The sequence below is a fragment of the Pedobacter sp. Leaf216 genome (assembly GCF_001421515.1).
Lineage (GTDB): Bacteria > Bacteroidota > Bacteroidia > Sphingobacteriales > Sphingobacteriaceae > Pedobacter.
In genome coordinates this window covers 220,596-246,261 of the sequence record NZ_LMKM01000003.1, presented here as the reverse complement: position 1 = coordinate 246,261, position 25,666 = coordinate 220,596, and the positions used below count along the sequence as shown (strand labels likewise).

The window sequence follows — 25,666 nt, the reverse complement described above, 5'->3', positions numbered from 1 at the left end:
TCAGCTATAGAAAAAATGAAAAAATTAATATATACACTTGCATTCTTTGCTACGCTTTTCCTGTCATGCGAAAAAGCCCTTGACGAACCAGCACAGGGCGTGGTTTCAGGAGATGATTTGAACACTCCGGAGAATATTGATAAAATGGTAATTGCGGCTTACTCAGCCCTTGGAAATGATCATTACACCTCGCCCTACTCCAGTATGTGGCCTTATGGAAGTGTCCGTGGAGGAGATACCTATAAAGGAGGTGATGGTCCCGGTGATCTTTCGGAATTCCATCTTTTTGAGACATTTTCGTTGAACAGACCTGATAATGGGCTTATCGACCAGGTGTGGTTCAGGTTGTATGTTGGTGTCGGACGTGCTAATGATGCGCTGAGAAGAGTCGATGCCATGTCTGCTACTGATTATCCCAACAAGGTTCAGCGCCAGGGCGAACTCCGGTTTTTAAGGGGACACTTTTACTTCCTGCTCAAAATCCTTTTCAAATATGTACCCTTCATCGATCAGAATACACCGAAGGCAGATTACCCTACAATTTCCAACAGGGCGTTGAGCAATGATGTACTCTGGACAAAGATTGCAGATGATTTCAGGGCGGCTGTAGCGGCACTGCCGGTAGATCAGGCTGACAAAGGCAGGGTGAATAAAAATGCTGCGAAAGCTTATCTGGCCAAAGTACTGTTGTACCAGGCTTACACCCAAAGCGAAAATAATGCGGTAACCGGTATTGATGCTTCTAAATTAAATGAAGTAAACGCTTTATGTGATGAGATCATCGCATCGGGTAAATTCAGCCTAAGTACCGATTTTGCCAATAACTTTTTAGCTGCTTTTGATAACAGTCCGGAATCTGTTTTCGCCATCCAGTATTCAAAAGATGATGGTACGACAAAGGGTAGACTGGATTACGGGCATGCGCTAAACTATCCGATGAACCAGGAATACGGCTGCTGCGGTTTCAATGTACCCAGCCACGATCTGATTAATGCCTTTAAAACAGGAAACAACGGCTTGCCGCTTTTCTCTACTTACAACAATAATGATGCTGCGGCTTCCTTAGATTTTCAAAGCAGTTCATTTGATCCACGCCTTGACCATACCGTAGCCAGGCCAGGTGCGCCCTTTAAATACAAATCAACCTTTCTTTTCCAGCGTTCATGGTCAAGGGCGCCTGCCATATATGATGCATTTGCCAGTATGAAAGAGGCTGTGCTTCCTGACGACCCTTCTTTTCAGAAAGTTCCGCCATTCATCGGAAGTTCCAAAAATTGGGAAATTATCCGTTATTCTGATGTTCTGCTCTGGAAGGCGGAAGCGCTTATAGAGCTTGGACGGCCATTAGAGGCGGTTCCATTGATCAACCAGGTTAGAAACCGCGCAAACCTGAGCCGAAACCTTTTGAAAACTGCTGCAGGTAGTCCAACCTCAAACTATAATGTGCAAACGTATCAGCCTGGGGTAAACTGCGACTGGACAGCCGATTTTGCAAAGCAGGCATTAAGGTTTGAAAGGAGGCTGGAGTTTGCCACAGAAGGTTATCACTTTTTTGATCTTGTGCGGTGGGGTATTGCCTCCCAAACTATGAATGCGTATTTTACGCTTGAAAAATCAAGAGTAAGCCACCTTTCAGATGCTAGGTTCACTTTAGGAAGAGATGAATATTTCCCAATTCCTTTGAACCAGATCAACTTTAGCGGCGGCGTATACAAGCAGAATAATGGATGGTAGCATTTAAAATGCCCGGCAATTTTTTTACCGGGCATTGCTAAAAAATTAAAATAATAAATTATGAAAAACAAATTTATAAAACCGGCAATCTTTCTGCTTCACACGCTGTTTGCTATCGGCGCCAATGCCCAGTCAAACCAAACTGAAAAATACAGACCTGCTTTTCATTTCTCGCCAAAGGCACACTGGATGAACGATCCGAATGGAATGGTTTTTTTGAATGGAAAATACCATTTGTTTTTTCAGTATAATCCCGATTCCACAATTTGGGGACCTATGCATTGGGCGCATGCAATAAGCAGGGATATGATCCATTGGAAAGAGCAGCCGATAGCACTGTATCCGGATAGCTTGGGCACGATATTCTCTGGCAGCGCGGTCATTGATAAGGATAATACGGCGGGATTTGGTAAAAATGCGATGGTGGCAATCTTTACCCATCACAACAAAAAAATTGAAGATCAGAAGACAGGACTTCATCAATATCAAAGTCTCGCTTTTAGTCTTGATGAAGGTAAAACCTGGACGAAGTATAAAGGAAATCCGGTTCTTCCCAATCCGGGTATCTGGGATTTCAGAGATCCGAAAGTGATGTGGCATGCCGCTACCGGTAAATGGATCATGACCTTAGCTACGAAAGACCGGATCACATTTTATTCCTCTCCTGATTTAAAGAAATGGACCAAGGAAAGCGAGTTTGGCGAAAAGCTGGGTGCTCACGGTGGTGTTTGGGAATGTCCGGACTTATTTCCACTCGAGCTTAATGGTAAAACACATTGGGTACTGCTTGTAAGTATAAACCCGGGCGGACCGAATGGTGGTTCAGCCACACAGTATTTTACGGGTGATTTTGACGGGAAAACGTTTAAGCCAGATGCTGAAAAGCAAAAATGGATGGATTATGGTACAGACAATTACGCGGGTGTTACTTTTTCTAATACGGGCACAAGAAAAGTGCTGATCGGTTGGATGAACAATTGGAACTATGCCAATGTCGTACCTACCGGAACCTGGCGTGGTGCTACTACCCTCCCCCGCGATTTATCACTTAAAAAAGTTGGTGAAGAGACTTACCTTGCTTCTACTCCTGTTGATGCATTGTCGAAACTGGAAAAAGTGGTATTTGAACGTAATGGATTGAATGGAATCAATTCGTTAGATCTTTCAGCAGGTTTAGTAGAAGGAAAAGGTACTAAGATTGAGATGTGGGTTAATGGTACGGATGACTGCAGCATTGAGCTTGGAGATGGAAAAAACCAGAAGCTAATTATCGGTTTTGAACAGAACAAAGGCTATTTTATCGACCGTAGTAATGCAGGTGATGGTGAATTTGAGAAAAATTTCGCTAAAAAGCATTTTTCACCGCGGATTTCAAATGTAGATTACCAAAAAATAGTCATTTTTATTGACGCAGCATCTGTAGAACTATTTGCAGACGATGGACTTACAGCGATGACTGAGGTATTTTTTCCAGTTCAGAAAAACACCTCATTGAAGCTGAAAAGTTCAAAGATGATGAATTTGAAAAGCATTAAAGTGTCTACAGTTTCCCCGGCGGACTGAGTTAAATAAACGATAAAAATCTAAGAATCTATCACTAGATTAATGATACTCATTTTAATCAGGAAACAAGATATGTATATTTGTTTCCATTTTCCATCACATTCAGTCAGTGTTATTGTTGGGTGAGCCCTCAAATCGCATCTGCCAGAGATATTTGCGTTAGCGTGTTGTAAGCCCAAGTCAAAAACAATTGTCTCATCCTCATCATGAAAACTAAGCTTCGATTTAAGATTCAAATATTTTTTTAGCAATAATTAACCTGACAAGTTTTTCAACAAAGCATACTGGGGAATCGCTAAAAATATCTCACCTTGTCGCGGAAATATAGATCTCAAGAAACTAATTATAAATCTTTTGTTTATTTAAGATAGATATATGGCATGCATAGCGCACAGAAAAAAATCCCGGCCTTTTGAGCCGAGATTTTTATTTCCCAAAACAGTGATTTTTTACTTATCGCTATTTTTCTTTTCTGTCACTTCTGCTCTGATTTCCTGAGCTAAAACTTTAAGATCCTGCATGGCTTACGAACACGTGTACCCGCAGTAGCATTACCACCGTCATAAAATTTAGTAGCATCGGCTTCGATCGCTGACACCAATTCTTTTACTTTTTCAAATTTTTCCATAATTGTTTTATTATCGGCCAAACTCAACCAATTGCTGTAAATCAAATATAATAAAAATAGTAGCGTGATTGATTACGGGAAACCGTAAACCTATTTGAATTCAATCTTTTTCTTCAATTACGCATTCATCAAAAAAATTTATATATGAATGCAGTATGTTATTTAAGATTGAGCACTAAAGATCAATCTAAATCATTGGAATATCAGGAAACCATTGTCCGTGATTATTGTAAACGAAATAAACTGAAGATCCTAGAAGTCTTTAGAGATAATGGAGAAAGCAGCTATACGTTTAAAAGAAATAATTATTTGGCTCTGGAGGACTTCATTAAAAAATATAAGAAGAAATGCCAATATCTTGTGGTACTCGACCACGACCGCTTCAGCAGAAACTTACCTGAAGCATTAATCAAAATTGCTGAACTAGAACGAAAGTATGATGTCAAGGTCATCTCGACCAATGAGCCAATTAACCTAGACACATCCGACTCGGATGTCTTTATGAAACGTGCTTTTGTATATTTGATAGCACATAGAGAACTTCTTACCATAAAAAACAGAACTAGACTAGGTATCTTAAATGCGAAAGAAAAAGGTCGATTTTTAGGTAAGGCGCCATTTGGTTACACAAACATCAAAATGCCATTTGACGATCAAACAATAGAAATCAATAGCTCGCAAAGCTTCATCATAAGGAAAATCTTTGCTGATTTTGAAACAGGTGTTCCGCAAAAGACAATACATAAAGAAGTATTGGAACTCGGATTTAAAAATAGAGGAAGTAACGCTATCAATGATATCCTGAAAAACCCCGCATATGCAGGGTTACTAAAAAGTAAAGCTTTTAAAAACACCACAGAAAAGTACGTAAAGGCTCTCCACGAACCTATAATATCAGAAACAGATTTTTGGCGTATACAAAAAGCATTGGATAAAAGGCCAAAAAGACAAACTAGGGCCAATGAAGAATTTCCATTAAGAGGCGTTATCAAATGTCCTTGTGGTCGCAACCTTACTGCTGGATGGACAAAAGGAAATCGGAAATATTACTTGTATTATAAATGTGTTGATCATCCCAGCATAAATATTCCTGGAGAAACCATGCATAGGAAATTTGAAGAATTATTAAAGAAAATTACACTGCAAAAACACCTAGTTAACTTGCTGAATAGTTCAGTCCTAAGCTTATCAGATGAACTATTAAATGACGAAAACAAGAAACACAAAGAAAAAACAAGGCAGCTTCGACATCTAAAAGAAAAGACTATAAAGTTAGACCAAAAATTCATAGCTGACCAAATTTCAGTTTCCGTATATCATAGATGCAGAGAAGAGTTTAAAACTGAAAAAAATCTCATCGAAAGTATGTCTAATAACCTATTGCTCGACAAAGTATATATTGAAAATGTATTGAAGGTATTTAAGTCTGGCAGATTCAATTTCTACAAATTGTATAGAAGATCCGATACCCTACAAAAGCATTTTTTGGTTAAGATGATATTTAAAGATTACTTAACATGGAACCAAGGAGTATTTACTTCTTGTTATTTTAATGAGCTCCTACAAAATAATCTTAAAAAAGCAGGTATAAAAAAGCTACTGGTGATAAAATCAACAAATGAGATGTTAAGTAATGGCTGCAATAGGAAAACGAATGTTACACAAATAAGAAGAGCGTTAAGAAAACCGACATTGAAAGCAATTGAAATTAACGCCATCGAAGACTGTAACTTTATAGGCTCGATACGCAAGATTATGTATGAAATTTTAAAATTCAACTCCAAAAATGAACAAAAGTGTTCTAAAGTTGAAGCCTAAGGTTATTAGCATTCATCTAATTTTGAATAAGAACAACAGAAATCTTAACTAGTTGTCTATCAAAACCATAGAAAAAACTAACTTAAAAAACCTAAAAAACATAGATTTATAAGCGCTTGAAGATCAAAATATTAAAAAATTAGAAAGCTGAAAAATAAGCGAGATAATACTAAAATGCAACAATTCATAAAAGATAAATAGCTAACAATCTGATTGTTAGCTATTTTAGGCGGTACCCAAGAGGAGATTCGAACTCCCACACCCATACAGGCGCCAGCCCCTCAAGCTGGTGCGTCTACCAATTTCGCCACCTGGGTTTGTATTGCACAATATATAAATTGCTATTAAAATAGCCACCTAATTTGTGCTGCAAATATAATTTAATTTTGGATTTTAAAAAGCCTTTAAACTTCTATTTTTAAACCATCGTAAGCCAGTTTTATATTTCCTGGTAAATCTTTATCTACATCGGCATGTTTACCCAAATTATGGCTAATGTGTGTAAGGTAAGTAGTTTCGGCCCCTACCCTGTTTGCAAAAGCAATAGCTTCGTTTAAGGTGAAATGAGAAATATGCGGCTCATTTTGCAAGGCATTAAGCACCAATACCTTTGAGCCTTGTATTTTTTCGAAACTTTGCGCTGATATGGTTTTGGCATCAGTGATATAAGTAAAATCGCCAATCCTATAGCCGGTAATCGGTAGTAAATGGTGCATTACCTCGAAAGGAATAATGGTACTTTGGCCAATTTTAAAATCTTCTCCATTGTTTACCGTATGCAGGTTAATTTGCGGTAAACCATGGTATTTGGTTTCGGCAAAAATGTAATAAAACTCTCTTTTTAAAGCCGTTTGTACCCTTTCGGTGGCATAAACATCTATTACCTTATGCAATAAATAATTAAACGGCCTAATATCATCCAAACCGGCAATGTGATCTTTATGCTCATGAGTAAACAGCACGGCATCAAGATCTTTTACCTGCTCACGCAAAAGCTGGTAACGAAAATCTGGTCCGCTATCTACCACGATGGTTTTATCGGCTGTTTCAATTAAAATAGAAGTTCTTAAACGGTTATCTTTCTTATCAGAAGATAGACATACCTCACAGCTACAAGCAATTACAGGAACGCCTTGTGATGTACCGGTACCTAAAAAAGTAACTTTCATCTGCTCAAAATTTCCTTTCTATAATGGCTGTGCTGTATCTTCATTAAAATAATTCGGTTTGTTGTAAGGATTGATAAAACTGACGCTGTTTTTCGTCTAACCCGTTTTCATCTGTATTGGTTTGTTTTACAAGTGTAACCAATGCGGCAATTTTTCCTTCCAGGTTAGAAAATTTATTCACTACTATTACCTTATTGTGCTCGAGCAAACAAGAACCTGTTTTAAAGTTCCCTTTCTCGTAGCGCACCTTATAACCCATTGCGAAAAGCAGGGCTTCTAATTTCTCTAAAGTATGGTTTGTTAGTGATAACGACATTGGAAACAAACTTAGATAAATCTGCGCAGCATTCATAAACACATGATGAAAAATTTATCAACCACTATGTTCATTTCGAAAAATCAGCGTCATCTCGACCGGAGCAAAGCGTAGTGGAGAGATCTTTGAACTAGACGAAAAGATCTCTCCTCCAAAGGAGCTCCTTTGGAACACTACGGTGGAGACAATTCATTGTAAAACCTGTCATCGAGTTCCTGTGTTTTAGCCAAACACTAACTTCTATCAGTGTTCAGGAAACGCGTTCGCTCCCTACCAGTTTTATTGAAATGTGCTTACCTTATTATTCTAAAGAATTTATTCGATTTTTTGAATGTTGCTAGAAAACCATTGTTTCTTAAAAGGACCGTGCCACTTAAACCCGACAGCAGCGGCAGCGCACGATTCTTCATCGGGCCTATAGAGAATGGCGGGACTAGTGTAACCTAAGAATTACTGTAAATGCTTTCCAAAAAAGCAATATATGGCCTGCGATATGCCTAAAAATCTGATTTCAATAAAACTAAAAAAGGTTCAGTTGTTTCCAACTGAACCTTTTATGTTTCATCCGCTTGGCGCAGAAATTATGATTATCTTAAATCTACCACTTCAACACCAGGATATTTCTTTGCATCGAAAGCAAAAGTAGTTTCTGGCACATTTACATTAGGTGAAAAAGTTTTCACGTTGTAAGTATACTTATTCCCGTTCTTATCAAATAAAACAACATTTGCAATTTGCTTAGCAGCTTTATCAATACTTAAACGCACTTTAAAAATCGATTTTTTTGCATCCACAGGAGTTAAATCAATCATTTGATAAGTTTTAGCACCAGCTTTTTCTTCGCCGGTATAAACATATTTAAATCCTTTTTCATAAACCGTAAAAATCTTTGCAGGGTTAATGGCATCGCCGCTGTTATCTACATTGCTTACCTGCACTTCTTTATCTTTTTTTAGGTAAGTCCACTGGCTTTTACCATCGCTAAACAACTCCTGGTTAGTCATGGCAACTTTGTATTTGTTAGAGTTGGCTTTAACATATAAAGTACCTTGTTGTGTTTCTTTTACTTTAGCTTTTGGATTATCCAGGGTAAAGGTAAAATCAGTTTTCACAACATTATACGATTTGTATTTTTTACTTACCTCAGCTAAAATTGCTTTAGCTTTCGCATCAGTTTGAGCATAGGTTGATGTTGTAAAAGCAACTACAACCATCAATGCTGAAATTAATTTCTTCATCTTTTCTTTTTTAAGTTTTTTCTTTGAAACGTTAGAGTAGATTTTTTGGTATTGGTTTAATCTAGTCTTTGTCGTTCATGCTATTCAAGAACTGTTCCAAAGCGTATTCATCAGGATATAAAACCTCGCGGGCCTTACTTCCTTCAAACGGACCAACAATACCGGCAGCCTCCAATTGATCGATAATCCTACCTGCCCTGTTGTATCCTAACTTAAGTTTACGCTGTATTAACGACGTAGATCCTTGCTGATGCATCACAATCAATCTTGCAGCATCTTCAAAAAACTTATCGCGCTCATTTGGGTCGAAATCAGCTTTGCTTCCCTCGCCTGCTTCATCAACATATTCTGGCAGCTGATAAGCATCTGCATAACCGCGCTGGTTACCGATATATTCAGAAATACGATCAACCTCAGGTGTATCAACGAAAGCACACTGTAGCCTGATTAAGTCGCTCCCCGTAGATAAAAGCATATCACCACGACCGATTAACTGATCTGCACCACCACTATCTAAAATGGTACGCGAATCGATTTTCGACAAAACCCTAAACGCTAACCTTGCCGGGAAATTGGCTTTAATTGTACCCGTAATAATATTTACCGATGGCCGCTGTGTAGCCAAAACCAGGTGAATACCGATTGCCCTTGCCAACTGAGCCAAACGTGCAATTGGGGCTTCAACTTCTTTACCGGCCGTCATCATTAAATCGGCAAACTCATCAACCACTAACACAATGAAAGGTAAAAACCTGTGCCCGTTATTAGGGTTAAGCTTGCGCTTGATAAACTTATCGTTGTACTCTTTTAAATTTCTTACCTGTGCATCTTTCAATAAATCGTAACGCTGATCCATTTCAATACAGAGTGAATTTAAAGTATTTACTACTTTTTTGGTGTCGGTGATAATCGCATCGGCCTCTCCAGGGAGTTTGGCCAAAAAGTGCCTTTCTATCCGGTTAAATAAAGTTAACTCTACCTTTTTCGGATCGACCAATACAAATTTTAACTGCGCAGGGTGTTTTTTAAATAACAGGGATACCAGAATGGCATTAATACCTACTGATTTACCCTGACCGGTTGCTCCGGCCACCAATAAATGGGGCATTTTAGCCAAATCTGCTATAAAAACCTCGTTACTAATGGTTTTACCTAAGGCAATTGGTAAATCCATAGTGGTTTGGCTCCACTTTTCGGTATTTAAAATACTGCGCATCGGCACCATTTCAGGGTGCTGGTTGGGCACCTCGATACCAATTGTACCTTTACCGGGCATTGGAGCAATAATACGGATCCCTAATGCGGCCAGGGAAAGTGCAATATCATCTTCAAGGTTTTTAATCTTCGAAATCCTAACCCCTGGCGCAGGAATAATTTCGTAAAGGGTAACCGTTGGGCCAATTGTTGCCTTAATCTTATCAATTTCGATATTGTAATGGTTAAGGGTTTCTACAATTTTATTCTTATTGGCTTCTAATTCTTCGGCATTAACCGAAATTTTATTGGTACCATAGTTTTCCAGCAAATCGATTGTAGGGTATTTATAACCTGATAAATCTAATTTCTCGTCATAATTACCAAACTGCTCAACCAGATCTTCTGATTTTTTTTCTTCTTCTGTTTTCTCAATGGTAAAAGCAGGTTCTTTTTCTACTTCTATTGGTGGCTCAACCGTTAATGGCAACGAAGCAGCCGCAGCAGTGGCCAGAGGTAAATTTGTAGCCAATGGAGACAATACAACCGGTGGAGCTATTGCTTCTTCCTCTTCTTTTTCTTCGTAACGGCTAGGCTGTAAAACTACGTTCTGTTGTTTACGCTCATTACTTACAGGTGCTTTATCGCGCACGGGGAATTCAATTGGCTCAGTTGGGTCTTCAAAAGTTTTGCTTTTTACCGATTGTTCCCTGATATCGTTAACATAATCTGGTGTCTCATTATCCAGGTAAACTTCTTTCTCTTTACGCTCAGGAAATTTAAAATCGATATTGTATGCAATTATTAAAATGGTTAAACCAGCAAAAGCAATTAAGCCGGCAACTCCAGCTGCCCCAACTTGGGCGCCCAATAATTTATTGCTCCAGTAACCAAATTCGCCCTCTAAATAATGTGGTGATTCTGACCAGAAACTGTGTGCAAAACCTAACGTTAAAGAAATAAACAATAAAAAGAAAAAGCTATAGCCCAATGTTTTAGAAATGGAAAGGATTTTAACCTTAAATAACAAACGGTAGCCGATAATAAAAAAAGCCAGTACAAATAAAAATGAGGCAATACCGAACCATTCGTAAATAAACTGGTGCGATAATAAAGCACCAAATTTACCCAACCAGTTTTGTACAACTGGAGTGGTTACCCCGGCTTCTTTAAGCTCATCGGTTGTTTTAAAAAGATTGCTCCACCCACCATTGGCATCAATTACATAACTCTGATCATCTTGCCAGGTAAATAAATATGAAGTAAAAGCAATTAAAAAATATAGCGACAATATCACAAAAAACAGACCTACAATTTTAATTGCACGCCCATCAGCCAGATCGAAGCTTGGCAAAAATTCTCGTTTTTCTTTTGCCTGGCGGCCTGATGATGATCTGCCGGGTGCACTTTCTGCACCTTTATCTCTGAATGTATTGGTTTTAAACTGGTTACCCCTTACCGACATTTTCTATCCTAAATAATTTAATATTGAACAAACTTAGATAAAACTGCGCAGCATTAACGAAAGCCTTACAAAAAAAATAATCACTTATCGCAACTGATACTGTAATAAGCAGTTTTACTACCTCATTTATTATAATTACATCTAATTAACCACGATAGAAACATTAACTATCTTTAATTTAGTGTAATTCTATAATCCGCCTTAAATTAAATAAAAATATTCATCGGGCATTAAACCTTAAACAGAAATTAGCGTCTTTTATTTTAACAACGCACAAGTTGTTACGTTTTGTCAAATGAGACGGATTTTGTTTTAGGTTTTATCCCGTTTTACCTGGAGAGGTTAAACGGGATTTTTATTGTAGGATATAATTAAACATACTTGGGTTAATAGTTGGCTTATTTTAGAAAAGCAGGGTTCGGTGCTTTTGGGTTATAACAGTCCTGCTACCGCTCCAAGTCCTCTCCCGATGGAAAAATCGGGATCCGGGCTTTCCGCTTTATCAGGTTTATTTTACTTAAAATGGTAATTCTTAGGTTTCTAACTAAGTATAACAAATGATTTTTGGGGCACGAATCATAGCGGCAGGTATTAAAACCATGCCTAAAACCGTGGGTTTTGCGTTAGGGATTGTAAGGGTTCAGTACCGATTTTTCATCGGTACCGGAGCGCAGCGCAGCCCTGAAAAGCCCGGCCCTTGCGTAGCTTGGGTAACGCCCAAATCAATTAACAGTTTTCAGTTAGCAGCTTTCAGTTAAAAGCTTTTCAGTATACAGCTTTTTAAGGTACTATATTTTGATAGATTGCTTTACACTATATATATTTAAGCATTAATTTAACATTTTCTTATTTTTTGTTAATTTAAAGCGATTTATGAAATAATACTATGAGCATAGCGCAACTTGAGGAGCAAATAGAAACAGGAAATCTACAATCGGTTAAAGAAATCCTGATTGAAAATCCAAAACTGGCAAATGTTGACACCTCTCATCACATTTCTCCGTTATTATTGGCCTGTTATTACAAAAAACAGGATATAGCCGATTTAATTGCAGAATTTGTTGATAATATTACCTTATTTGAGGCATGCGCAGTTGGCAAATTTGATGCCGCGTCACAATTAATTTTTCAAAACCCTGATGTCATTAACCAATTTTCGGAAGATGGTTTTACTCCACTAGGCTTAGCTTGTTATTTTGGGCATGAGGATTTAACCCGCTTTTTGGTATTAAAAGGCGCAGATGTTAACCTGGCATCTAAAAATGGTTTTAATGTTTTTCCAATCCACTCGGCAGTTGCTGCAAATAATTTCAACATCACCAAAATGCTTTTAGATGCTGGTGCGTATCCTAATGTTTGTCAGAAAGCGGGATTGGCTCCTTTGCACACGGCAGCACAATTGGGAAATATAGAGCTGATTATTTTATTGCTTGAACACGGCGCTGAAGTTTCTTTACGAATGGAAGGTGGAAAATTGCCAGCAGATTTAGCCGCAGAAAAGGGTTTTAATGAAATAGCCGAAATTTTGAGAGATGATGATTAGTTTCAAGTTAACAGTTTATAGTTTACAATTGATTTTACTGCAAATCAAAATTAGAACTTTCAACTAAAATCATTCCCAAATTCTAAGTCGCATTCTTTTCATGTATGTCCTGATATCAAGTACTACTGCTGCTAAAAAATAAAATAATATCGGGAAACCTACCGCTAAAAAAGAGGAGTAGATAAAAAACAAACGGACTTTGGCAGTGCTCATATTTAACTTATTGGCTAAATAGGTAGAAACCCCAAAACTCTGTTGCTCAAAATAAGTTATAATTCTCTGGAACATATTAAGCTTATTTTAAAAATTATAATAACGGCAATATTAAATCAATTATTGCAAACCCTAATCTAACAAAATTAATCGGTTAACGGTGCGATTAATTTTTAGTCTGAAGTTTATGCCAACACGAGTTTTTCAAAATCCTGTTTATCTTCATGTTTTATAAAAAGCGTTTGTTGCTCTTCTAAATCTGAAAATTTATCGATCAAATCTGCTTTAAATTTATGAATGTCGACATCTTTGTTCAAAATAACAGTTAATGCATCTGCATTTCCTCTTACTTCTATAATCTGATTTGGATAAAGTTCTTTTAGTTCGTGTGGGAATTCCATAATTTAAAAACAGATTATAAGGTAGAAAGTTTTGTGCGCAATTGTTATTGGTTAGGCTTGCTTTAAAATTTTAATTCCAATACCACAAGATAAGCATTTTTTCTGATCACAATATTGCTTTTTTAACTGCAAAATTCCTTGTGAAGCAAAAGCGTGTTCCATTTTAACGCCTGCACTCATAAATTTATCAGTAATGGCATTTTGCTCGGCGGGCAGACTTTCTAACAATTTTATCGAACTATTGATATAAAACTGTGTGGCTATATGTTTTCCGTAAGCAAATAAAAACAGGGCAACAGTGTTTAACAGGATATTATCTACAGATGTTTTTCCAATTTGGATACCAACAGCAGCAGTTTCTTTTTTAAAATGATAATGCGTTTTCCAGTATTCATTTACAGGTAAATTTTCGAACAGCATGCGCAATTGTGCTACATCTTTAATCTCCATAACCTTTGAAAAAAGATGATTGGTTTTTACAATTAATGCTGCAAACTGTGCCAGCCGGATGGTTGGGAAATTTTGCGGGCGCATTCTCATAAATTTCCAAAGCGAAACTTCTACAGGCTTGATGTTATATTTCTTTCGGAGAAATTGAAATTCAGCCTTTAATTTATTCGGATACTCTTCCTCAAAATCATCACTTAAAAAGCCAGCAGCACCAAATACCAATGCCTCTATTTGGTATGGATTATTTTTATGCTTGGCATAAATTTGTTGTGGAACAGCTTTCGCCAACAGTTCGAATGGAAGTGCATTTACTTTGAAACCAAAATTACGCGCCATAAAACGGTAAAAAGTTTCATCCCAATTGCCTTTAAGTTCATTTAGCGTTTCGGTAACAGCACGCGTTTTTTCTTCAAAACGCTCTATTAAAGTGCGGGATAAAAAGGAATTGACTATTAAATTATCTACCGTTCCAATTTGAGCAATACATGGAAAATCAGTTAATGTAAGAAACAGGTTTTCGTATTTTTGAATGAGTGCCTGAGAAACCCTGTTCTTTAATTCTAAAACCGGTACTGTAGAATTATCTATTCTCTTAATATCTATATCATGCTCAAAAACAACATGCAGAATTACATTTTCGTATGCAGGATTAATTTGATGATTGTGTTTTAGCCAATCTGATGATTTGAGATGAATTTCTACATTCCCTGCCCATGTGGTTGTACCAATCTCAACTTTTGCGTAAAAAAAATCTGGACCTGCGTTTTTATTAAGTAAACCCGGATTAATAATTTTAAGGCTTTCTCCATTGGTAGTTTGCAGCCCATTGTTATCAAACGAACTGAACTGCCATACATAATGAAGAAAATCTTCAGGAAAATTCATCCCTAAAAGTAATGAAATATTCTTTAATGTAGTATTAAATAAATTTATTTGTCGTAGTAAAGTATTATTAAGTATCTATTATAATACAATTCATGTTTATGCTTCTATAACTTTTATTTTCTTTTTATAATTGGTTATAAATACCCCGGCAATAATCAAAGCAGTGGCCACCACTAAATCCAACCCTACTTTTTCATTTAAAATGAGCCAGCCTAAAAAGATTGCAATGATGGTATTGAAATAAGTAAGGATAGAAACTTCGGATGCAGAAACTTTTTTAAGCGCGTAATGGTAGCAAAAATAGCCCAAAACGGAACCAAAAACTGCCAGGTAAACCGTTGCAAATATGCTTTCTATCTTCCACGAACTTACATCGGCTTCGCCAGAAAAAATCTTGGCTAAACCCAATTGAATGATGGCTGAAAATACAAATTGATAAAATAGATTTAAGAAAATATATTGTGGTTTACCGCTATGTTTTTTTGAATAGATGGTGCCGATTGTCCAGCCTGAAACAGCAACAACCAAAGATAAAATCCCGTTCCGGTAACCGGGCTCAAGTAAATCATTCAAACCATCTCTAAAAATAAAAACGATACCTAAAAAACCTATAAATACGCCAATAAAGCCCTTTAAACTTGCTTTTTGAATCCCCAAAAACACACAACCCATAAATACAAGCAGTGGAGAGGTTGCATTAATCAGAGAAGCTAATCCGCTTGGAATGATTTTTTCTGCTACAGTAGTCATTCCGTTTGCAATTACTACCATTAATATCGATAAAAGTATCTGCCTTTTAAAGCTTGTCCATCCGATCCATTTTAATTCTTTCTGTTTAATTAAAAGCACAAAAATAATTAAAGATGCTATTGCCTGACGGATAGCGGTAACATACCAGGCAGGAATACTTTTTACAGCTACGCTAATTCCTAAGTACGTTGTACCCCATATCAGCGCTACGCCAAATAAGGCGAGAATAAGTTTAAGATCTATTTTCGATTTCATGATTGATATATGTTTAACCAGAGATGGACACAGATAAACACAGATAGTCTAGAGGTTGTAACCGCTGAGCATTCTTTTTATTTCGACTCTGGGCATACCAAAATTTATGATTAAAACACATTGTCTGTTACAAGCGATCAAATAATTTATTAATTGTGCCTGGTGAATATCGGTTATTACTTTAGCTGTTTTTAATTCAATCACAACTTCATTTTTAACAAACAGGTCTACAAAATAATCTCCAACAACCTGATCATCATAAAAAAACTTGCAATGCATGTTATTTTGTGACGATTAATCCAGCTTTTTTAATTTCAACAAACAGTGCATTTTCATACACCTTTTCTAAAAAACCACTACCCAAAGTATTTGAAACGTTATATGCAGCTCCAATTATTTTTTCGGTGATTTCATTTAAATTATCCATAAAACCCATTTATTAGAAATATTTCAGCACAAGTGATGAAAACCCAAATATGTGTTTATCCTTTTTATCTGTGGTTAACTAGTTCAGCAGTAATGAGAATTTGCTCCATTTCTTTTTGCAGTTTCAATGCTTCTTCCCTTGCTTTTTCGGCAAAATCTTCTCCATTACCGGCATAAATAATTCCTCGAGAAGAGTTGATCAGTAAGCCACATTGCGAATTTAATCCATATTTACATACTTCATTTAAATCGCCACCTTGTGCGCCAACACCTGGTACCAAAAGAAAATGATCTGGTGCAAGTTTTCGTACATCGCCAAATGCGGCACCACGCGTTGCCCCTACAACATACATCATCTGTTCATCTGTGGCCCAGGTTTGGGAGGTTTTAATTACTTTTTCGAAAAGTTTATCCTCACTAATCTCCTGCAATTGAAAATCGGCATGGCCTGCATTTGATGTTAAAGCCAATAGAATTACCCATTTATTTTTGAAAGTTAGAAACGGAGTAACCGAATCGCTTCCCATATAAGGTGCTACAGTTACCGAATCGAAACTCATTTCGGAAGATGCAGCATTAAAAAATGTTTCGGCGTACATGGCCGAAGTGTTGCCAATATCGCCACGTTTTGCATCTGCAATAGAAAAAATATCTTCCGGAATATATTTCCAGGTTTCTATTAATGTTTCCCAACCCTTTTTTCCATAACACTCATAAAAGGCAGTATTTGGTTTGTAAGCTACGCACAGATCTTTTGTTGCATCGATGATTTGTTTATTGAATTCCAAAATTGGATTTTCGTACTTCAACAGGTGTTTTGGAATCTTATCTAACGAAGAATCTAATCCGACACATAAAAAAGAACGTTTTTTTTGTATCTGCTCGAAAAGTTGTTGCTTGGTCATATATGGGCTTATTTGCTGCAAATATGAAGATTTTTAAGTTTTCTGAGCGACAAAATAATCCTCACATGAAATATTTTTATAAACATTTTAAACTTTTGCTTGCAGATTACGTTTCAAATACATACAATTGCAACATAATTTCTCAACCGTTTATCTGAATATCCCAGAAAAATTTATCAAGACTTGTTTTTTGTTACCATTTTTTAAAAGCAAAATTTGCTTTTTATTCAGCTTATAAACAATTATGAAACAATGTGAGCATTTTCTCTAATGAACTCATTTAATGTTTTATAGCCTTAAGAACTTATACACAATGAAACTGCCGGGCATACGCTAACACAAATATATTTAAGCCTGTGTAGATTTATAACAGAAAACATCCGTTATAAACAAATGAAAAATTTCTTGAAACATATATATTTAGAATGTTTAGTAAAACAGAATTAAATGATAAGCTCACAACAGAATTACGTGAGCTAGCAAAAAGCTATGGCATTGAAGGTGCCGACTCCCTAAGAAAAATCGACCTTGTTGAGGTTCTTTTACACCAACAAGAAATTATAAATGCCGCTAAAGCCGGTGCAGACCCTTATAGCGAAATTGAACCTGTTGCAGCAACTCCTGCACCTAAAACAAAAGCTACAAAAACTTCTAAAGTTGCTGCAGCCGCTGCCGCTTCTGTAGCAGTAGCAGAAAACGCAACCGTGGCTGATAAGCCTGTTGCAGCAGATAAACCTGTTGTTGCAGATAAGCCAGTTAAAAAGAGAGCACGGTTAAGTAAAGATGAACCTGCAGCTCCAATTGAAAGAAGAAGAGATGCCGTAACTTTGTTTGATGAGCCGCAACACCATCAGCAGCCAGACAGAATTGTCGAATCTGAGGAAAGTGTAAAACCCATCTCAGCTTTAATTGAAGAAAGTGCAGAAGTACTGCCTGTAGCGCCAAAACAAAAACAAGAGCCAAAAGAGAAACAGGAAAAACAACAACGTGATGAAAACCGCCCGCAAAAGCAACCAGGCGGAGGCAATCACCACAAAAATGAAAACAGTTATTCAAACCTTGATTTCGATAATGTAATTACAAACGAGGGTGTTTTAGAAATTATGCCTGATGGTTATGGTTTCTTACGCTCTGCAGATTATAACTATTTAACCTCTCCTGATGATATTTATGTATCACAGTCGCAAATAAAACTTTTTGGCTTAAAAACCGGAGATACTGTAAAAGGTAGCATCCGTCCGCCAAAAGAAGGCGAAAAATATTTCCCATTGGTTCGTGTTGAAACCATCAATGGCAGAATCCCTGCCGAGGTTCGCGACCGTGTTCCTTTCGATTATTTAACACCGCTTTTCCCTACCGAAAAATTAAATTTATTTACGGATAACAGTAACTACTCTACCCGTATTATGGATTTATTTACACCAATTGGTAAAGGACAGCGTGGTTTAATTGTAGCGCAACCAAAAACAGGTAAAACCAATTTATTGAAAGAAGTTGCCAATGCAATTGCCAAAAACCACCCGGAAGTTTATTTAATTATTTTATTGATTGATGAACGCCCTGAAGAGGTTACCGATATGGCACGCAGTGTTAGGGCTGAGGTTATTGCCTCAACTTTTGATGAACCGGCCGAGCGCCATGTTAAAATTGCCAATATTGTTTTAGAAAAATCTAAACGTTTGGTAGAAAGCGGCCATGATGTGGTAATCCTTTTAGATTCGATTACCCGTTTGGCAAGGGCTTACAATACAACTGCACCAGCATCAGGTAAAATATTATCAGGTGGTGTTGATGCAAATGCATTGCATAAACCTAAACGTTTCTTTGGTGCGGCACGTAACATCGAAAATGGTGGATCATTAACCATTTTAGCTACTGCATTAACCGATACAGGTTCTAAAATGGACGAAGTAATTTTCGAAGAATTTAAAGGAACCGGTAACATGGAGTTACAGTTAGACCGTAAATTATCTAACAAACGTATTTTCCCTGCTATCGATATTACTGCATCGAGTACCCGCCGTGATGATTTATTACTTGACAGAGATATTTTACAACGTGTATGGATTCTACGTAACCACCTTGCTGATATGAACAGTCAGGAAGCGATGGAATTTGTTCAATCTCAAATTAAAGGAACAAAAAGCAACGAAGAGTTCTTAATTTCGATGAATAGCTAAATAAGTTTAGCGTTTGGGGTTTGGAGTAAAGCGTTTCAAACCCCACGCGCCTAGCGCCCAACCCCATGCTAAAAAAACATCTCCCTAATGCGATTACCTGTGCAAACCTTTTATCAGGCTGTATCGGAATCGTTTTTGCATTTAAAGGAAATTTAGAAACCGCAGCTTATTTCGTTATTTTTTCAGGAATTTTCGATTTTTTTGATGGAATGGTTGCCCGTTTATTAAATGTTAAATCGGCAATCGGTAAAGATCTCGACTCTTTGGCAGATATGGTAAGCTTTGGTTTTTTACCTGGTGTAATTATGTTCCACCTTTTAAAAGCAAGCGATTATTCATCTGATTACCTCCCTTATTTAGGTTTTCTGATTACTATTTTTTCAGCCTTGCGTTTGGCTAAATTCAACAATGATGAAAGGCAGACAGAAGATTTTATTGGTTTAAATACGCCAATGAATACCTTATTTATCTGTTCATTGCCTTTTATTGCCAAAGATTATCCTCAAATTGTTTCTTCCAGTATTTTACTTATCGCCATTACTGCTATAACGAGTTTTTTACTGGTAAGCGAAATCAAAATATTTTCATTAAAATTCAGCAATCTCAGCTGGGCAAAAAATAAAATTAAGTTTATCTTTCTTATCCTATCAGCCGTATTAATTGCCGCATTAAAATTTGCTGCAATTCCGTTTGTGCTGGTTTTATATATTGTTTTATCTTTTCTGCATTTTAAGGGAGCTAGTGAGAATAATAAGGTATAATTAAGAAAAAGGTCAAGCAGAGCAGGTAATCTCTTTTGATTTTCATTAATAAAATCCTTTTACTCCGCTTATACTTACATCAACAGAAGATCATCATTATTAATTTATAAAATCAAAGCTTTTTAACCTCCAGTTGATCTTCGATGTTGCGGCATATTGATAGCATTGTTTCGCCCAGTACAGGGTGTACAACATCTGGTGCAATCTCTGCCAAGGGTTCCATTACAAATTTCCTTATTTGCATGTGAGGATGTGGCACCTGAAGTTTATCGGGAATATTGATGACTTGATTTCCAAATAAGATAAGGTCAATGTCAATCAAACGTTCGCCCCATTTATCTTTTCTAACCCTGCCCAATTCCTGTTCAATATCCAACGCTAAATCCAAAACTGCTAATGCACTTAAATGAGTTTCCAACGCTACCGCCTGGTTTAAAAAAGCTGGTTGATCGGTTTTACCCCAGGCAGCCGTTTCATAAAGGGATGAAACAGATGTTACCTTGCCAATTTTATCATTTAAAAGTTCGATGGCTTTTTTTAAATTTCCTTCCCTATCCCCTAAATTTCCACCAAGTAACAAATAAGCAGTGTGGTACTCTAAAGCTTTATTAAGCATCATGTATTTTTATATCTTTACAGCACAAAATTAAAACATTTAAATGAGAGAATTCTTTAAGTATTTATTTGCCTCAATGTTGGGCTTTTTCTTATCGATGGTGATTATATTTATTATCTGCTTCGTAATTTTTGTAGGTGCCATATCATCTATCGATAGCGATAAAACAGTTGTAGTATCGAACAATTCGGTACTGTTTTTAAATTTAGACCAGCCCATTACAGAACGTACACCAAAAAACCCTTTCGGAAACCTGCCAATAGTTGGTAGTGAAGAAAAAGACGGCATTGGTTTAAACGACTTTTTAAAAGCGGTACAGAAAGCAAAAACAGATGATAATATCAAATGTATTTACCTAAATGTAAGCAGTCCGAATGCTGGTTATGCCACCTTACGCGAGGTGAGGAATGCATTGATTGATTTTAAAAAATCACATAAAAAAATTATCGCATATAGCGAAGTATATACACAAGGTGCTTATTATCTGGCATCAGTAGCAGATAAAGTATATTTAAATCCAGAGGGGGCATTAGAATTTAAAGGATTTAGCTCAGAACTTACTTTTTTTAAAGGAACATTGGAAAAAGTTGGTGTAGAAATGCAGGTTATCCGCGTAGGAAACTATAAAAGTGCTGTTGAGCCATTTATTTTGGATAAAATGAGCGATTATAACCGCAAACAGGTTACCGCTTATGTTGGTGGTTTGTATAACACTTTTTTAAGCGACATTGCACAGAGCAGAAACATTGAAAAAGACAGTTTATACAGCATTGCTGATAACTATAAAGTACAACAGCCACAGGATGCGGTAAACTTTAAGATGATTGATGCATTAAAGTATAAAGATCAGATTTTAGAAGAATTAAAAGGATTATCAGGCCGAACCAGGGGTGAAAACATCCGTTCGGTTAGCATTAACGATTATGCAAAAAACAACACCGATACCGGTGAAGGAAAAGATAAAGTAGCAGTAATTTATGCAAATGGTGAAATTAATGGCGGCGAAGGTTCTGATAACCAGATAGGTTCGGAACGTATTTCGAGAGCCATCAGAAAAGCACGTTTAGATGATGATATTAAAGCTGTTGTTTTGCGTGTAAATTCTCCCGGAGGTAGCGCTTTGGCTTCGGATGTGATTTGGAGAGAGATTGTACTCACCAAAAAAGAAAAACCTGTTATTGCCTCTTTTGGAGATGTGGCCGCATCTGGTGGTTATTACATCGGCTGTGCAGCAGATAGTATTTTTGTTCAGCCAAATACAATTACTGGCTCTATTGGTGTGTTTGGCATTATCCCTAACTTTCAAAACTTAATGACCAACAAGTTAGGAATTACCTTTGATGGGGTTAAAACAGGTAAATATGCCGATATTATGGCTACTAACCGCCCTATGACAGCAGGTGAGCGATTTATTATTCAGAATGAATTGAACCGGATTTACAGCGGTTTTGTAAGCAGAGTGGCCGATGGCAGAAAGAAAAGCAAAGCATATATCGACAGTATTGGCGGTGGCCACGTTTGGATTGGAACTGATGCCGTACAAATTGGTTTAGCAGATAGAATAGGAAGTTTTAACGATGCGGTTAAAGCAGCAGCTAAAAAAGCTAAACTGACAAAATATAAGGTGGTAGAATACCCTGATGTTATTGATCCATGGAAATCGTTGATGGATGAAGGTACTGATAAGGTTAAAACCTATTACACTAAACAAGAACTTGGCGACAATTACATGCTTTACCAGCAAATGAAAAAGGTTATAGCAAGTTCAGGAATTCAGGCCCGAATGCCTTTTGAAGCTGTAATTAAATAACATAAAACCCCGCAGACCAAAAAACCTGCGGGGATTTGTAATAACAGGTTTCATTAAACGCTGGGTTTGCGTTAGGGATTGTAAGGGTTCAGTGCCGATTTTTCATCGGTACCGGAGCGTAGCGCAGCCCTGAAAAGCCCGCCCTTGCGTAGCTTGGGTAACGCCCAAAAGAAAAATAAGCAACATCGTTCCTTTAAAATAGATAGAAAAACACCAGATCATTTGTCTGGTCCATAGTAAATAGCTGATAGCCATATATTTAACCGCAAGAAATGGACCATGAACCATTTAGCAATGATCTAATTAACCTCTTTTCTATTCTATCAACTTCCACTCCGGATGCAAAGTAAGGTAAGTAGCATTAACCGAAGTATTGACCGGATGAAAATAATGTAAACATAGCAGAGCACCAAAACCTGCGAGGTTATTTATAAAATGGATATATCGTTAATAGTCCATAGTAAATAGCTGATAGCCATGTATGTTACGGCAAGCAATTGACCATGAACCATTGAGCTATAAGCTAATTAACTTCTTTCTACTCTATCAACTTCCAATCCGGATGCAAATTAAGGTATGTAGCATTAACTCAAGTATTGACCGGATAAATAATATAAACTCAGCAGAGCAAGATAACCTGCGGGGTTTTGCAATTATAGGTTTCATTAAACGCGGGGTTTGCGTTAGGGATTGTAAGGGTTCAGTGCCGATTTTTCATCGGTACCGGAGCGTAGCGCAGCCCTGAAAAGCCCGCCCCTTGCGTAGCTTGGGTAACGCCCAAAAGAAAAATAAGCAATATTGTTCCTTTAATATGGGCAGAAAAACTCCAGATCATTTGTCTGGTCCATGGTAAAATAGCCAATAACCGTGTTATATGTCCTCGCAAGCAATTGACCATGAACCATTGAGCTATGAGCTAATTAACTTCTTTTTTATTCTATCAACTTCCACTCCGGATGCAAAGTAAGGTAAGTAGCATTAACCGAAGTATTTACGGGATGAACAGTGATGGAAATACTTCTGCCATTTGAAAATTCAAAGCCTATGCCCTCTTTTTTAGCATCATAAACGGCAACAGTATCTTTATCTGCATTTAAATAGGCTGAGAGTTTTTCAATAGCTGGGAACATCTTCTTTGTTTCTTCAATCGTGCTACCAGCTGTCAGGCCATCCCGGGTTTTAAACTTATCTGAAGTAATTCTGATTTGTTTAACATCTTTCATCCGCATGCTCGTATCGCGATAGGAAGAATATACGGCAATTTCGTTGCGCTGTTTCCCCGTAGAATCATCGCTGTACCAAATGCCCCAGGCTTTTCCCATTGCGGCATCACCTGCATTTGGCCTTCCTAACTTTTTCCCAACCTGCTCCATATCTTCGCCAAGCGTAATTTCGCCAACAGCACGACCAGCTACAATTAAAAATCGTTCATCTAAAGTTTGTACTGAAGCAGCAGTTGTTTTAGCTGATGAATCAGCCTTGATTTCACCTGATTTAGTGTTGGATTTACATGCCGCCAATCCTATAAATAACCCTAAGAGTGCAAATTTTATATTTTTCATGAGTGTAAAACAACACTTTACTAAAATTGTGTTTTAATTTATAAGCACTGAACAAGATTTGAGGCATTATTTCCTAATTTTACCCCCTTATGGAAAATAAAACCATCGCCCGCACCTTACGCCTTTTATCGCAGCTCATGGAACTGCATGAAGAAAATCCTTTTAAAATAAAATCTGTAGCAAATGCCTATTTCAAAATAGACAAATTGCCAGTGGCTTTAAAGGATAAACCTGTTGATGAAATTGACAAAATTGATGGTATTGGTAAAGGATTGGCTTCCAAAATTATTGAGCTTTTACAAACGGGAGAGCTGAAAGAGTTGAACGAAATTCTGGAAAAAACGCCTGAAGGAGTAGTAGAAATGCTGGCCATAAAGGGCATCGGACCGAAAAAGATTTTCATCATCTGGCGCACACTGGGGATAGAAAGTATTGGTGAATTGTATTATGCCTGTAACGAAAACCGCTTAATTGAGGCGAAAGGATTCGGTTTAAAAACCCAGGAAGAAATTAAAAATGCCATCGAATTTAAACTGGCTGCAAACGGGCGGTTTTTATATGCCCAGGTAGAAGGTTTTGCCAAAATGTTGTTTACTCAACTATCTGCGTGGACGGCAAACATTGAAACTGATGCACTTTTAGCTTTCGCTGGTCAGTACCGCCGTGCCTGTGAAATTATTGATGAATTAGAAATTGTAATCGGTGCAGCACAAATTGATGCCATTAAACAAAACTTACCTGCTTTTGAACCACTTTCACTCATAGAGACAGAAAATTCTTTCATCTGCACCACTGAAGCTGGTTTTAGAATAAGAATTTACACAGTTGAAAAAACTAACTTTTATTTGAACTGGTTTAAACTAACCGGAAATACCGAACACGTGCAAAAGGTTTTGGCTTTGGCTGGTGAAGGGCCTTTTGCCAGCGAAGAAGAAATTTACAGTAAAGCGAGTCTATCATTTATTGCGCCCGAACTACGGGAAGATTTCGACGAGATTGAACTGGCAAAAGCAAATAAATTACCTACATTAATTCAATATAAAGATTTAAAAGGCAGTTTGCACAACCACTCTACCTGGAGCGACGGTGTTCATACCCTCGAACAAATGGCGGTATACTGCAAAGAAAACTTAAATCTTCAATATTTAGGCATTTGCGACCACTCTAAAACCGCTGTATATGCCAAAGGATTAAATGAACAGCGCGTATTTGGCCAGCACCAGGAAATTGATGAATTAAATAAAAAACTAGCCCCTTTTAAAATCTTTAAAGGTATTGAGAGCGATATTTTAAGCGATGGCTCATTGGATTATTCGGATGATATTTTAAAAACATTCGATTTCGTAGTGGCCTCGGTTCACAGTAACCTGCGCATGGATGAAGCGAAAGCAACAGCGCGGTTGTTAAAAGCGATTGAAAACCCATACACCACAATTTTAGGTCACCCAACTGGTCGTTTATTGTTAAGTAGGGCCGGATACCCGATCGATTATAAAAAAATTATCGATGCCTGTGCAGCAAACAAAGTAGTGATCGAAATCAATGCCAATCCTTTGCGTTTGGATTTAGATTGGCGCTGGCACAGATATGCATTAGAAAAAGGTGTATTGCTTTCTGTAAATCCCGATGCACACCGAACCGAAGGTTTCCACGATATGCATTATGGTGTTTTAGTAGCCCGCAAAGGTGGTTTAAGTGCTGATAAATGTTTGAATGCTTTTACTTTAGAGGAGATAGCTGCATACTTTAATCATAAAAGGCCAAATTAACCACGGATGAAAAGG

The 25,666-nt window shown here is 37.2% G+C and carries 22 protein-coding genes, 1 tRNA gene and 1 pseudogene; 9 read left to right on the top strand and 15 right to left on the bottom strand.

Going from position 1 to position 25,666, the window contains the following annotated elements; all coding sequences use genetic code 11:
- Positions 1–15 precede the first annotated feature (15 nt).
- Both ASE74_RS02875 and ASE74_RS02870 read left to right on the top strand, forming a co-directional pair.
- Positions 16–1,734: a RagB/SusD family nutrient uptake outer membrane protein gene (locus ASE74_RS02875; protein WP_055903852.1), complete on the top strand. Its 1,719-nt coding sequence runs from the start codon at positions 16–18 to the stop codon at positions 1,732–1,734.
- A 60-nt stretch (positions 1,735–1,794) separates the two neighbouring features.
- Complete coding sequence (locus ASE74_RS02870) at positions 1,795–3,297, top strand: glycoside hydrolase family 32 protein (protein WP_055903849.1); 1,503 nt, start codon at positions 1,795–1,797, stop codon at positions 3,295–3,297.
- Positions 3,298–3,746: 449 nt separating this feature from the next.
- Here the strand turns inward: ASE74_RS02870 and ASE74_RS02860 are convergent.
- A pseudogene (locus ASE74_RS02860) lies at positions 3,747–3,925 on the bottom strand (histone H1).
- Positions 3,926–4,069: 144 nt separating this feature from the next.
- On the opposite strand from ASE74_RS02860, the gene ASE74_RS02855 reads away from it, so the two are divergent.
- Entirely contained in the window at positions 4,070–5,743 is a 1,674-nt protein-coding gene (locus ASE74_RS02855) for a recombinase family protein (RefSeq protein ID WP_055903843.1), read from the top strand.
- 233 nt (positions 5,744–5,976) lie between these two features.
- On the opposite strand, the gene ASE74_RS02850 is transcribed toward ASE74_RS02855, so the two are convergent.
- The 5 genes from ASE74_RS02850 to ASE74_RS02830 form a co-directional block, all read right to left on the bottom strand.
- Positions 5,977–6,060, bottom strand: a tRNA-Leu gene (locus tag ASE74_RS02850).
- Between the two features lie 87 nt (positions 6,061–6,147).
- Positions 6,148–6,912 carry an MBL fold metallo-hydrolase gene (locus tag ASE74_RS02845; protein WP_055903840.1) on the bottom strand — a complete coding sequence of 255 codons (765 nt, stop codon included), beginning with the start codon at positions 6,910–6,912 and terminating at the stop codon, positions 6,148–6,150.
- Between the two features lie 43 nt (positions 6,913–6,955).
- Positions 6,956–7,228: a hypothetical protein gene (locus ASE74_RS02840; protein WP_055903999.1), complete on the bottom strand. Its 273-nt coding sequence runs from the start codon at positions 7,226–7,228 to the stop codon at positions 6,956–6,958.
- Positions 7,229–7,815: 587 nt separating this feature from the next.
- The gene (locus ASE74_RS02835; protein ID WP_055903838.1) at positions 7,816–8,466 is read right to left on the bottom strand and encodes an outer membrane lipoprotein carrier protein LolA; all 651 of its coding nucleotides are present in this window, start codon (positions 8,464–8,466) and stop codon (positions 7,816–7,818) included.
- A gap of 61 nt (positions 8,467–8,527) precedes the next feature.
- A complete protein-coding gene (locus tag ASE74_RS02830) occupies positions 8,528–11,125 on the bottom strand; it encodes a DNA translocase FtsK (RefSeq protein ID WP_055903833.1) in 2,598 nt (865 codons plus the stop codon).
- Positions 11,126–11,724: 599 nt separating this feature from the next.
- On the opposite strand from ASE74_RS02830, the gene ASE74_RS25040 reads away from it, so the two are divergent.
- Together ASE74_RS25040 and ASE74_RS02820 are read left to right on the top strand one after the other, a co-directional pair.
- Positions 11,725–11,883: a hypothetical protein gene (locus tag ASE74_RS25040; RefSeq protein WP_235525990.1), complete on the top strand. Its 159-nt coding sequence runs from the start codon at positions 11,725–11,727 to the stop codon at positions 11,881–11,883.
- Between the two features lie 128 nt (positions 11,884–12,011).
- On the top strand, positions 12,012–12,668 hold the full coding sequence (locus ASE74_RS02820) for an ankyrin repeat domain-containing protein (RefSeq protein WP_055903827.1): 657 nt from the start codon (positions 12,012–12,014) through the stop codon (positions 12,666–12,668).
- Between the two features lie 69 nt (positions 12,669–12,737).
- On the opposite strand, the gene ASE74_RS24295 is transcribed toward ASE74_RS02820, so the two are convergent.
- The 7 genes from ASE74_RS24295 to pyrF all read right to left on the bottom strand — a co-directional run bounded on the left by ASE74_RS24295 (position 12,738) and on the right by pyrF (position 16,953).
- On the bottom strand, positions 12,738–12,956 hold the full coding sequence (locus ASE74_RS24295; RefSeq protein ID WP_029277136.1) for a PspC family transcriptional regulator: 219 nt from the start codon (positions 12,954–12,956) through the stop codon (positions 12,738–12,740).
- Between the two features lie 110 nt (positions 12,957–13,066).
- On the bottom strand, positions 13,067–13,282 hold the full coding sequence (locus ASE74_RS02815; RefSeq protein WP_055903824.1) for a hypothetical protein: 216 nt from the start codon (positions 13,280–13,282) through the stop codon (positions 13,067–13,069).
- Positions 13,283–13,333: 51 nt separating this feature from the next.
- Entirely contained in the window at positions 13,334–14,617 is a 1,284-nt protein-coding gene (locus tag ASE74_RS02810; protein WP_055903821.1) for a DUF2851 family protein, read from the bottom strand.
- A 96-nt stretch (positions 14,618–14,713) separates the two neighbouring features.
- A complete protein-coding gene (locus tag ASE74_RS02805; protein ID WP_055903819.1) occupies positions 14,714–15,622 on the bottom strand; it encodes a DMT family transporter in 909 nt (302 codons plus the stop codon).
- A gap of 48 nt (positions 15,623–15,670) precedes the next feature.
- Complete coding sequence (locus ASE74_RS25430) at positions 15,671–15,901, bottom strand: GxxExxY protein (RefSeq protein ID WP_200912250.1); 231 nt, start codon at positions 15,899–15,901, stop codon at positions 15,671–15,673.
- A 1-nt stretch (position 15,902) separates the two neighbouring features.
- Positions 15,903–16,049 carry a GxxExxY protein gene (locus ASE74_RS24945; RefSeq protein WP_200912249.1) on the bottom strand — a complete coding sequence of 49 codons (147 nt, stop codon included), beginning with the start codon at positions 16,047–16,049 and terminating at the stop codon, positions 15,903–15,905.
- 64 nt (positions 16,050–16,113) lie between these two features.
- Entirely contained in the window at positions 16,114–16,953 is an 840-nt protein-coding gene (gene pyrF, locus ASE74_RS02795; protein ID WP_055903816.1) for an orotidine-5'-phosphate decarboxylase, read from the bottom strand.
- Positions 16,954–17,378: 425 nt separating this feature from the next.
- On the opposite strand from pyrF, the gene rho reads away from it, so the two are divergent.
- Together rho and pssA are read left to right on the top strand one after the other, a co-directional pair.
- Positions 17,379–19,133: a transcription termination factor Rho gene (rho, locus tag ASE74_RS02790; RefSeq protein WP_055903813.1), complete on the top strand. Its 1,755-nt coding sequence runs from the start codon at positions 17,379–17,381 to the stop codon at positions 19,131–19,133.
- A gap of 65 nt (positions 19,134–19,198) precedes the next feature.
- Positions 19,199–19,894, top strand: coding sequence for a CDP-diacylglycerol--serine O-phosphatidyltransferase (pssA, locus tag ASE74_RS02785; protein ID WP_055903808.1), 696 nt, complete (start codon positions 19,199–19,201; stop codon positions 19,892–19,894).
- A 112-nt stretch (positions 19,895–20,006) separates the two neighbouring features.
- On the opposite strand, the gene folK is transcribed toward pssA, so the two are convergent.
- A complete protein-coding gene (gene folK / locus ASE74_RS02780; protein ID WP_055903805.1) occupies positions 20,007–20,513 on the bottom strand; it encodes a 2-amino-4-hydroxy-6-hydroxymethyldihydropteridine diphosphokinase in 507 nt (168 codons plus the stop codon).
- Between the two features lie 40 nt (positions 20,514–20,553).
- On the opposite strand from folK, the gene sppA reads away from it, so the two are divergent.
- Positions 20,554–22,320 (top strand): signal peptide peptidase SppA, encoded by a 1,767-nt coding sequence (gene sppA, locus ASE74_RS02775; RefSeq protein ID WP_055903803.1) that lies wholly within the window; start codon positions 20,554–20,556, stop codon positions 22,318–22,320.
- Positions 22,321–23,252: 932 nt separating this feature from the next.
- Here the strand turns inward: sppA and ASE74_RS02770 are convergent.
- Positions 23,253–23,882: a hypothetical protein gene (locus tag ASE74_RS02770; RefSeq protein ID WP_055903800.1), complete on the bottom strand. Its 630-nt coding sequence runs from the start codon at positions 23,880–23,882 to the stop codon at positions 23,253–23,255.
- Positions 23,883–23,971: 89 nt separating this feature from the next.
- Here ASE74_RS02770 and ASE74_RS02765 point away from each other — a divergent pair, with 89 nt between their 5' ends.
- Complete coding sequence (locus ASE74_RS02765; protein ID WP_055903797.1) at positions 23,972–25,651, top strand: DNA polymerase/3'-5' exonuclease PolX; 1,680 nt, start codon at positions 23,972–23,974, stop codon at positions 25,649–25,651.
- Positions 25,652–25,666: the final 15 nt, after the last annotated feature.

Excerpts from the sequence above, each read along its gene's own strand:
- ASE74_RS02805 (WP_055903819.1), bottom strand. The coding sequence starts at position 15,622 with ATGAAATCGAAAATAGATCTTAAACTTATTCTCGCCTTATTTGGCGTA.
- ASE74_RS02770 (WP_055903800.1), bottom strand. The coding sequence starts at position 23,882 with ATGAAAAATATAAAATTTGCACTCTTAGGGTTATTTATAGGATTGGCG.
- ASE74_RS02855 (WP_055903843.1), top strand. The coding sequence starts at position 4,070 with ATGAATGCAGTATGTTATTTAAGATTGAGCACTAAAGATCAATCTAAA.
- ASE74_RS02820 (WP_055903827.1), top strand. The coding sequence starts at position 12,012 with ATGAGCATAGCGCAACTTGAGGAGCAAATAGAAACAGGAAATCTACAA.
- ASE74_RS02870 (WP_055903849.1), top strand. The coding sequence starts at position 1,795 with ATGAAAAACAAATTTATAAAACCGGCAATCTTTCTGCTTCACACGCTG.
- folK (WP_055903805.1), bottom strand. The coding sequence starts at position 20,513 with ATGATGCTTAATAAAGCTTTAGAGTACCACACTGCTTATTTGTTACTT.
- ASE74_RS24945 (WP_200912249.1), bottom strand. The coding sequence starts at position 16,049 with ATGGATAATTTAAATGAAATCACCGAAAAAATAATTGGAGCTGCATAT.
- ASE74_RS02840 (WP_055903999.1), bottom strand. The coding sequence starts at position 7,228 with ATGTCGTTATCACTAACAAACCATACTTTAGAGAAATTAGAAGCCCTG.
- ASE74_RS02810 (WP_055903821.1), bottom strand. The coding sequence starts at position 14,617 with ATGAATTTTCCTGAAGATTTTCTTCATTATGTATGGCAGTTCAGTTCG.
- ASE74_RS24295 (WP_029277136.1), bottom strand. The coding sequence starts at position 12,956 with ATGTTCCAGAGAATTATAACTTATTTTGAGCAACAGAGTTTTGGGGTT.
- ASE74_RS02765 (WP_055903797.1), top strand. The coding sequence starts at position 23,972 with ATGGAAAATAAAACCATCGCCCGCACCTTACGCCTTTTATCGCAGCTC.
- pssA (WP_055903808.1), top strand. The coding sequence starts at position 19,199 with ATGCTAAAAAAACATCTCCCTAATGCGATTACCTGTGCAAACCTTTTA.
- ASE74_RS25040 (WP_235525990.1), top strand. The coding sequence starts at position 11,725 with ATGCCTAAAACCGTGGGTTTTGCGTTAGGGATTGTAAGGGTTCAGTAC.
- ASE74_RS02835 (WP_055903838.1), bottom strand. The coding sequence starts at position 8,466 with ATGAAGAAATTAATTTCAGCATTGATGGTTGTAGTTGCTTTTACAACA.
- ASE74_RS25430 (WP_200912250.1), bottom strand. The coding sequence starts at position 15,901 with ATGCATTGCAAGTTTTTTTATGATGATCAGGTTGTTGGAGATTATTTT.
- pyrF (WP_055903816.1), bottom strand. The coding sequence starts at position 16,953 with ATGACCAAGCAACAACTTTTCGAGCAGATACAAAAAAAACGTTCTTTT.
- ASE74_RS02830 (WP_055903833.1), bottom strand. The coding sequence starts at position 11,125 with ATGTCGGTAAGGGGTAACCAGTTTAAAACCAATACATTCAGAGATAAA.
- sppA (WP_055903803.1), top strand. The coding sequence starts at position 20,554 with ATGAGAGAATTCTTTAAGTATTTATTTGCCTCAATGTTGGGCTTTTTC.
- rho (WP_055903813.1), top strand. The coding sequence starts at position 17,379 with ATGTTTAGTAAAACAGAATTAAATGATAAGCTCACAACAGAATTACGT.
- ASE74_RS02875 (WP_055903852.1), top strand. The coding sequence starts at position 16 with ATGAAAAAATTAATATATACACTTGCATTCTTTGCTACGCTTTTCCTG.
- ASE74_RS02815 (WP_055903824.1), bottom strand. The coding sequence starts at position 13,282 with ATGGAATTCCCACACGAACTAAAAGAACTTTATCCAAATCAGATTATA.
- ASE74_RS02845 (WP_055903840.1), bottom strand. The coding sequence starts at position 6,912 with ATGAAAGTTACTTTTTTAGGTACCGGTACATCACAAGGCGTTCCTGTA.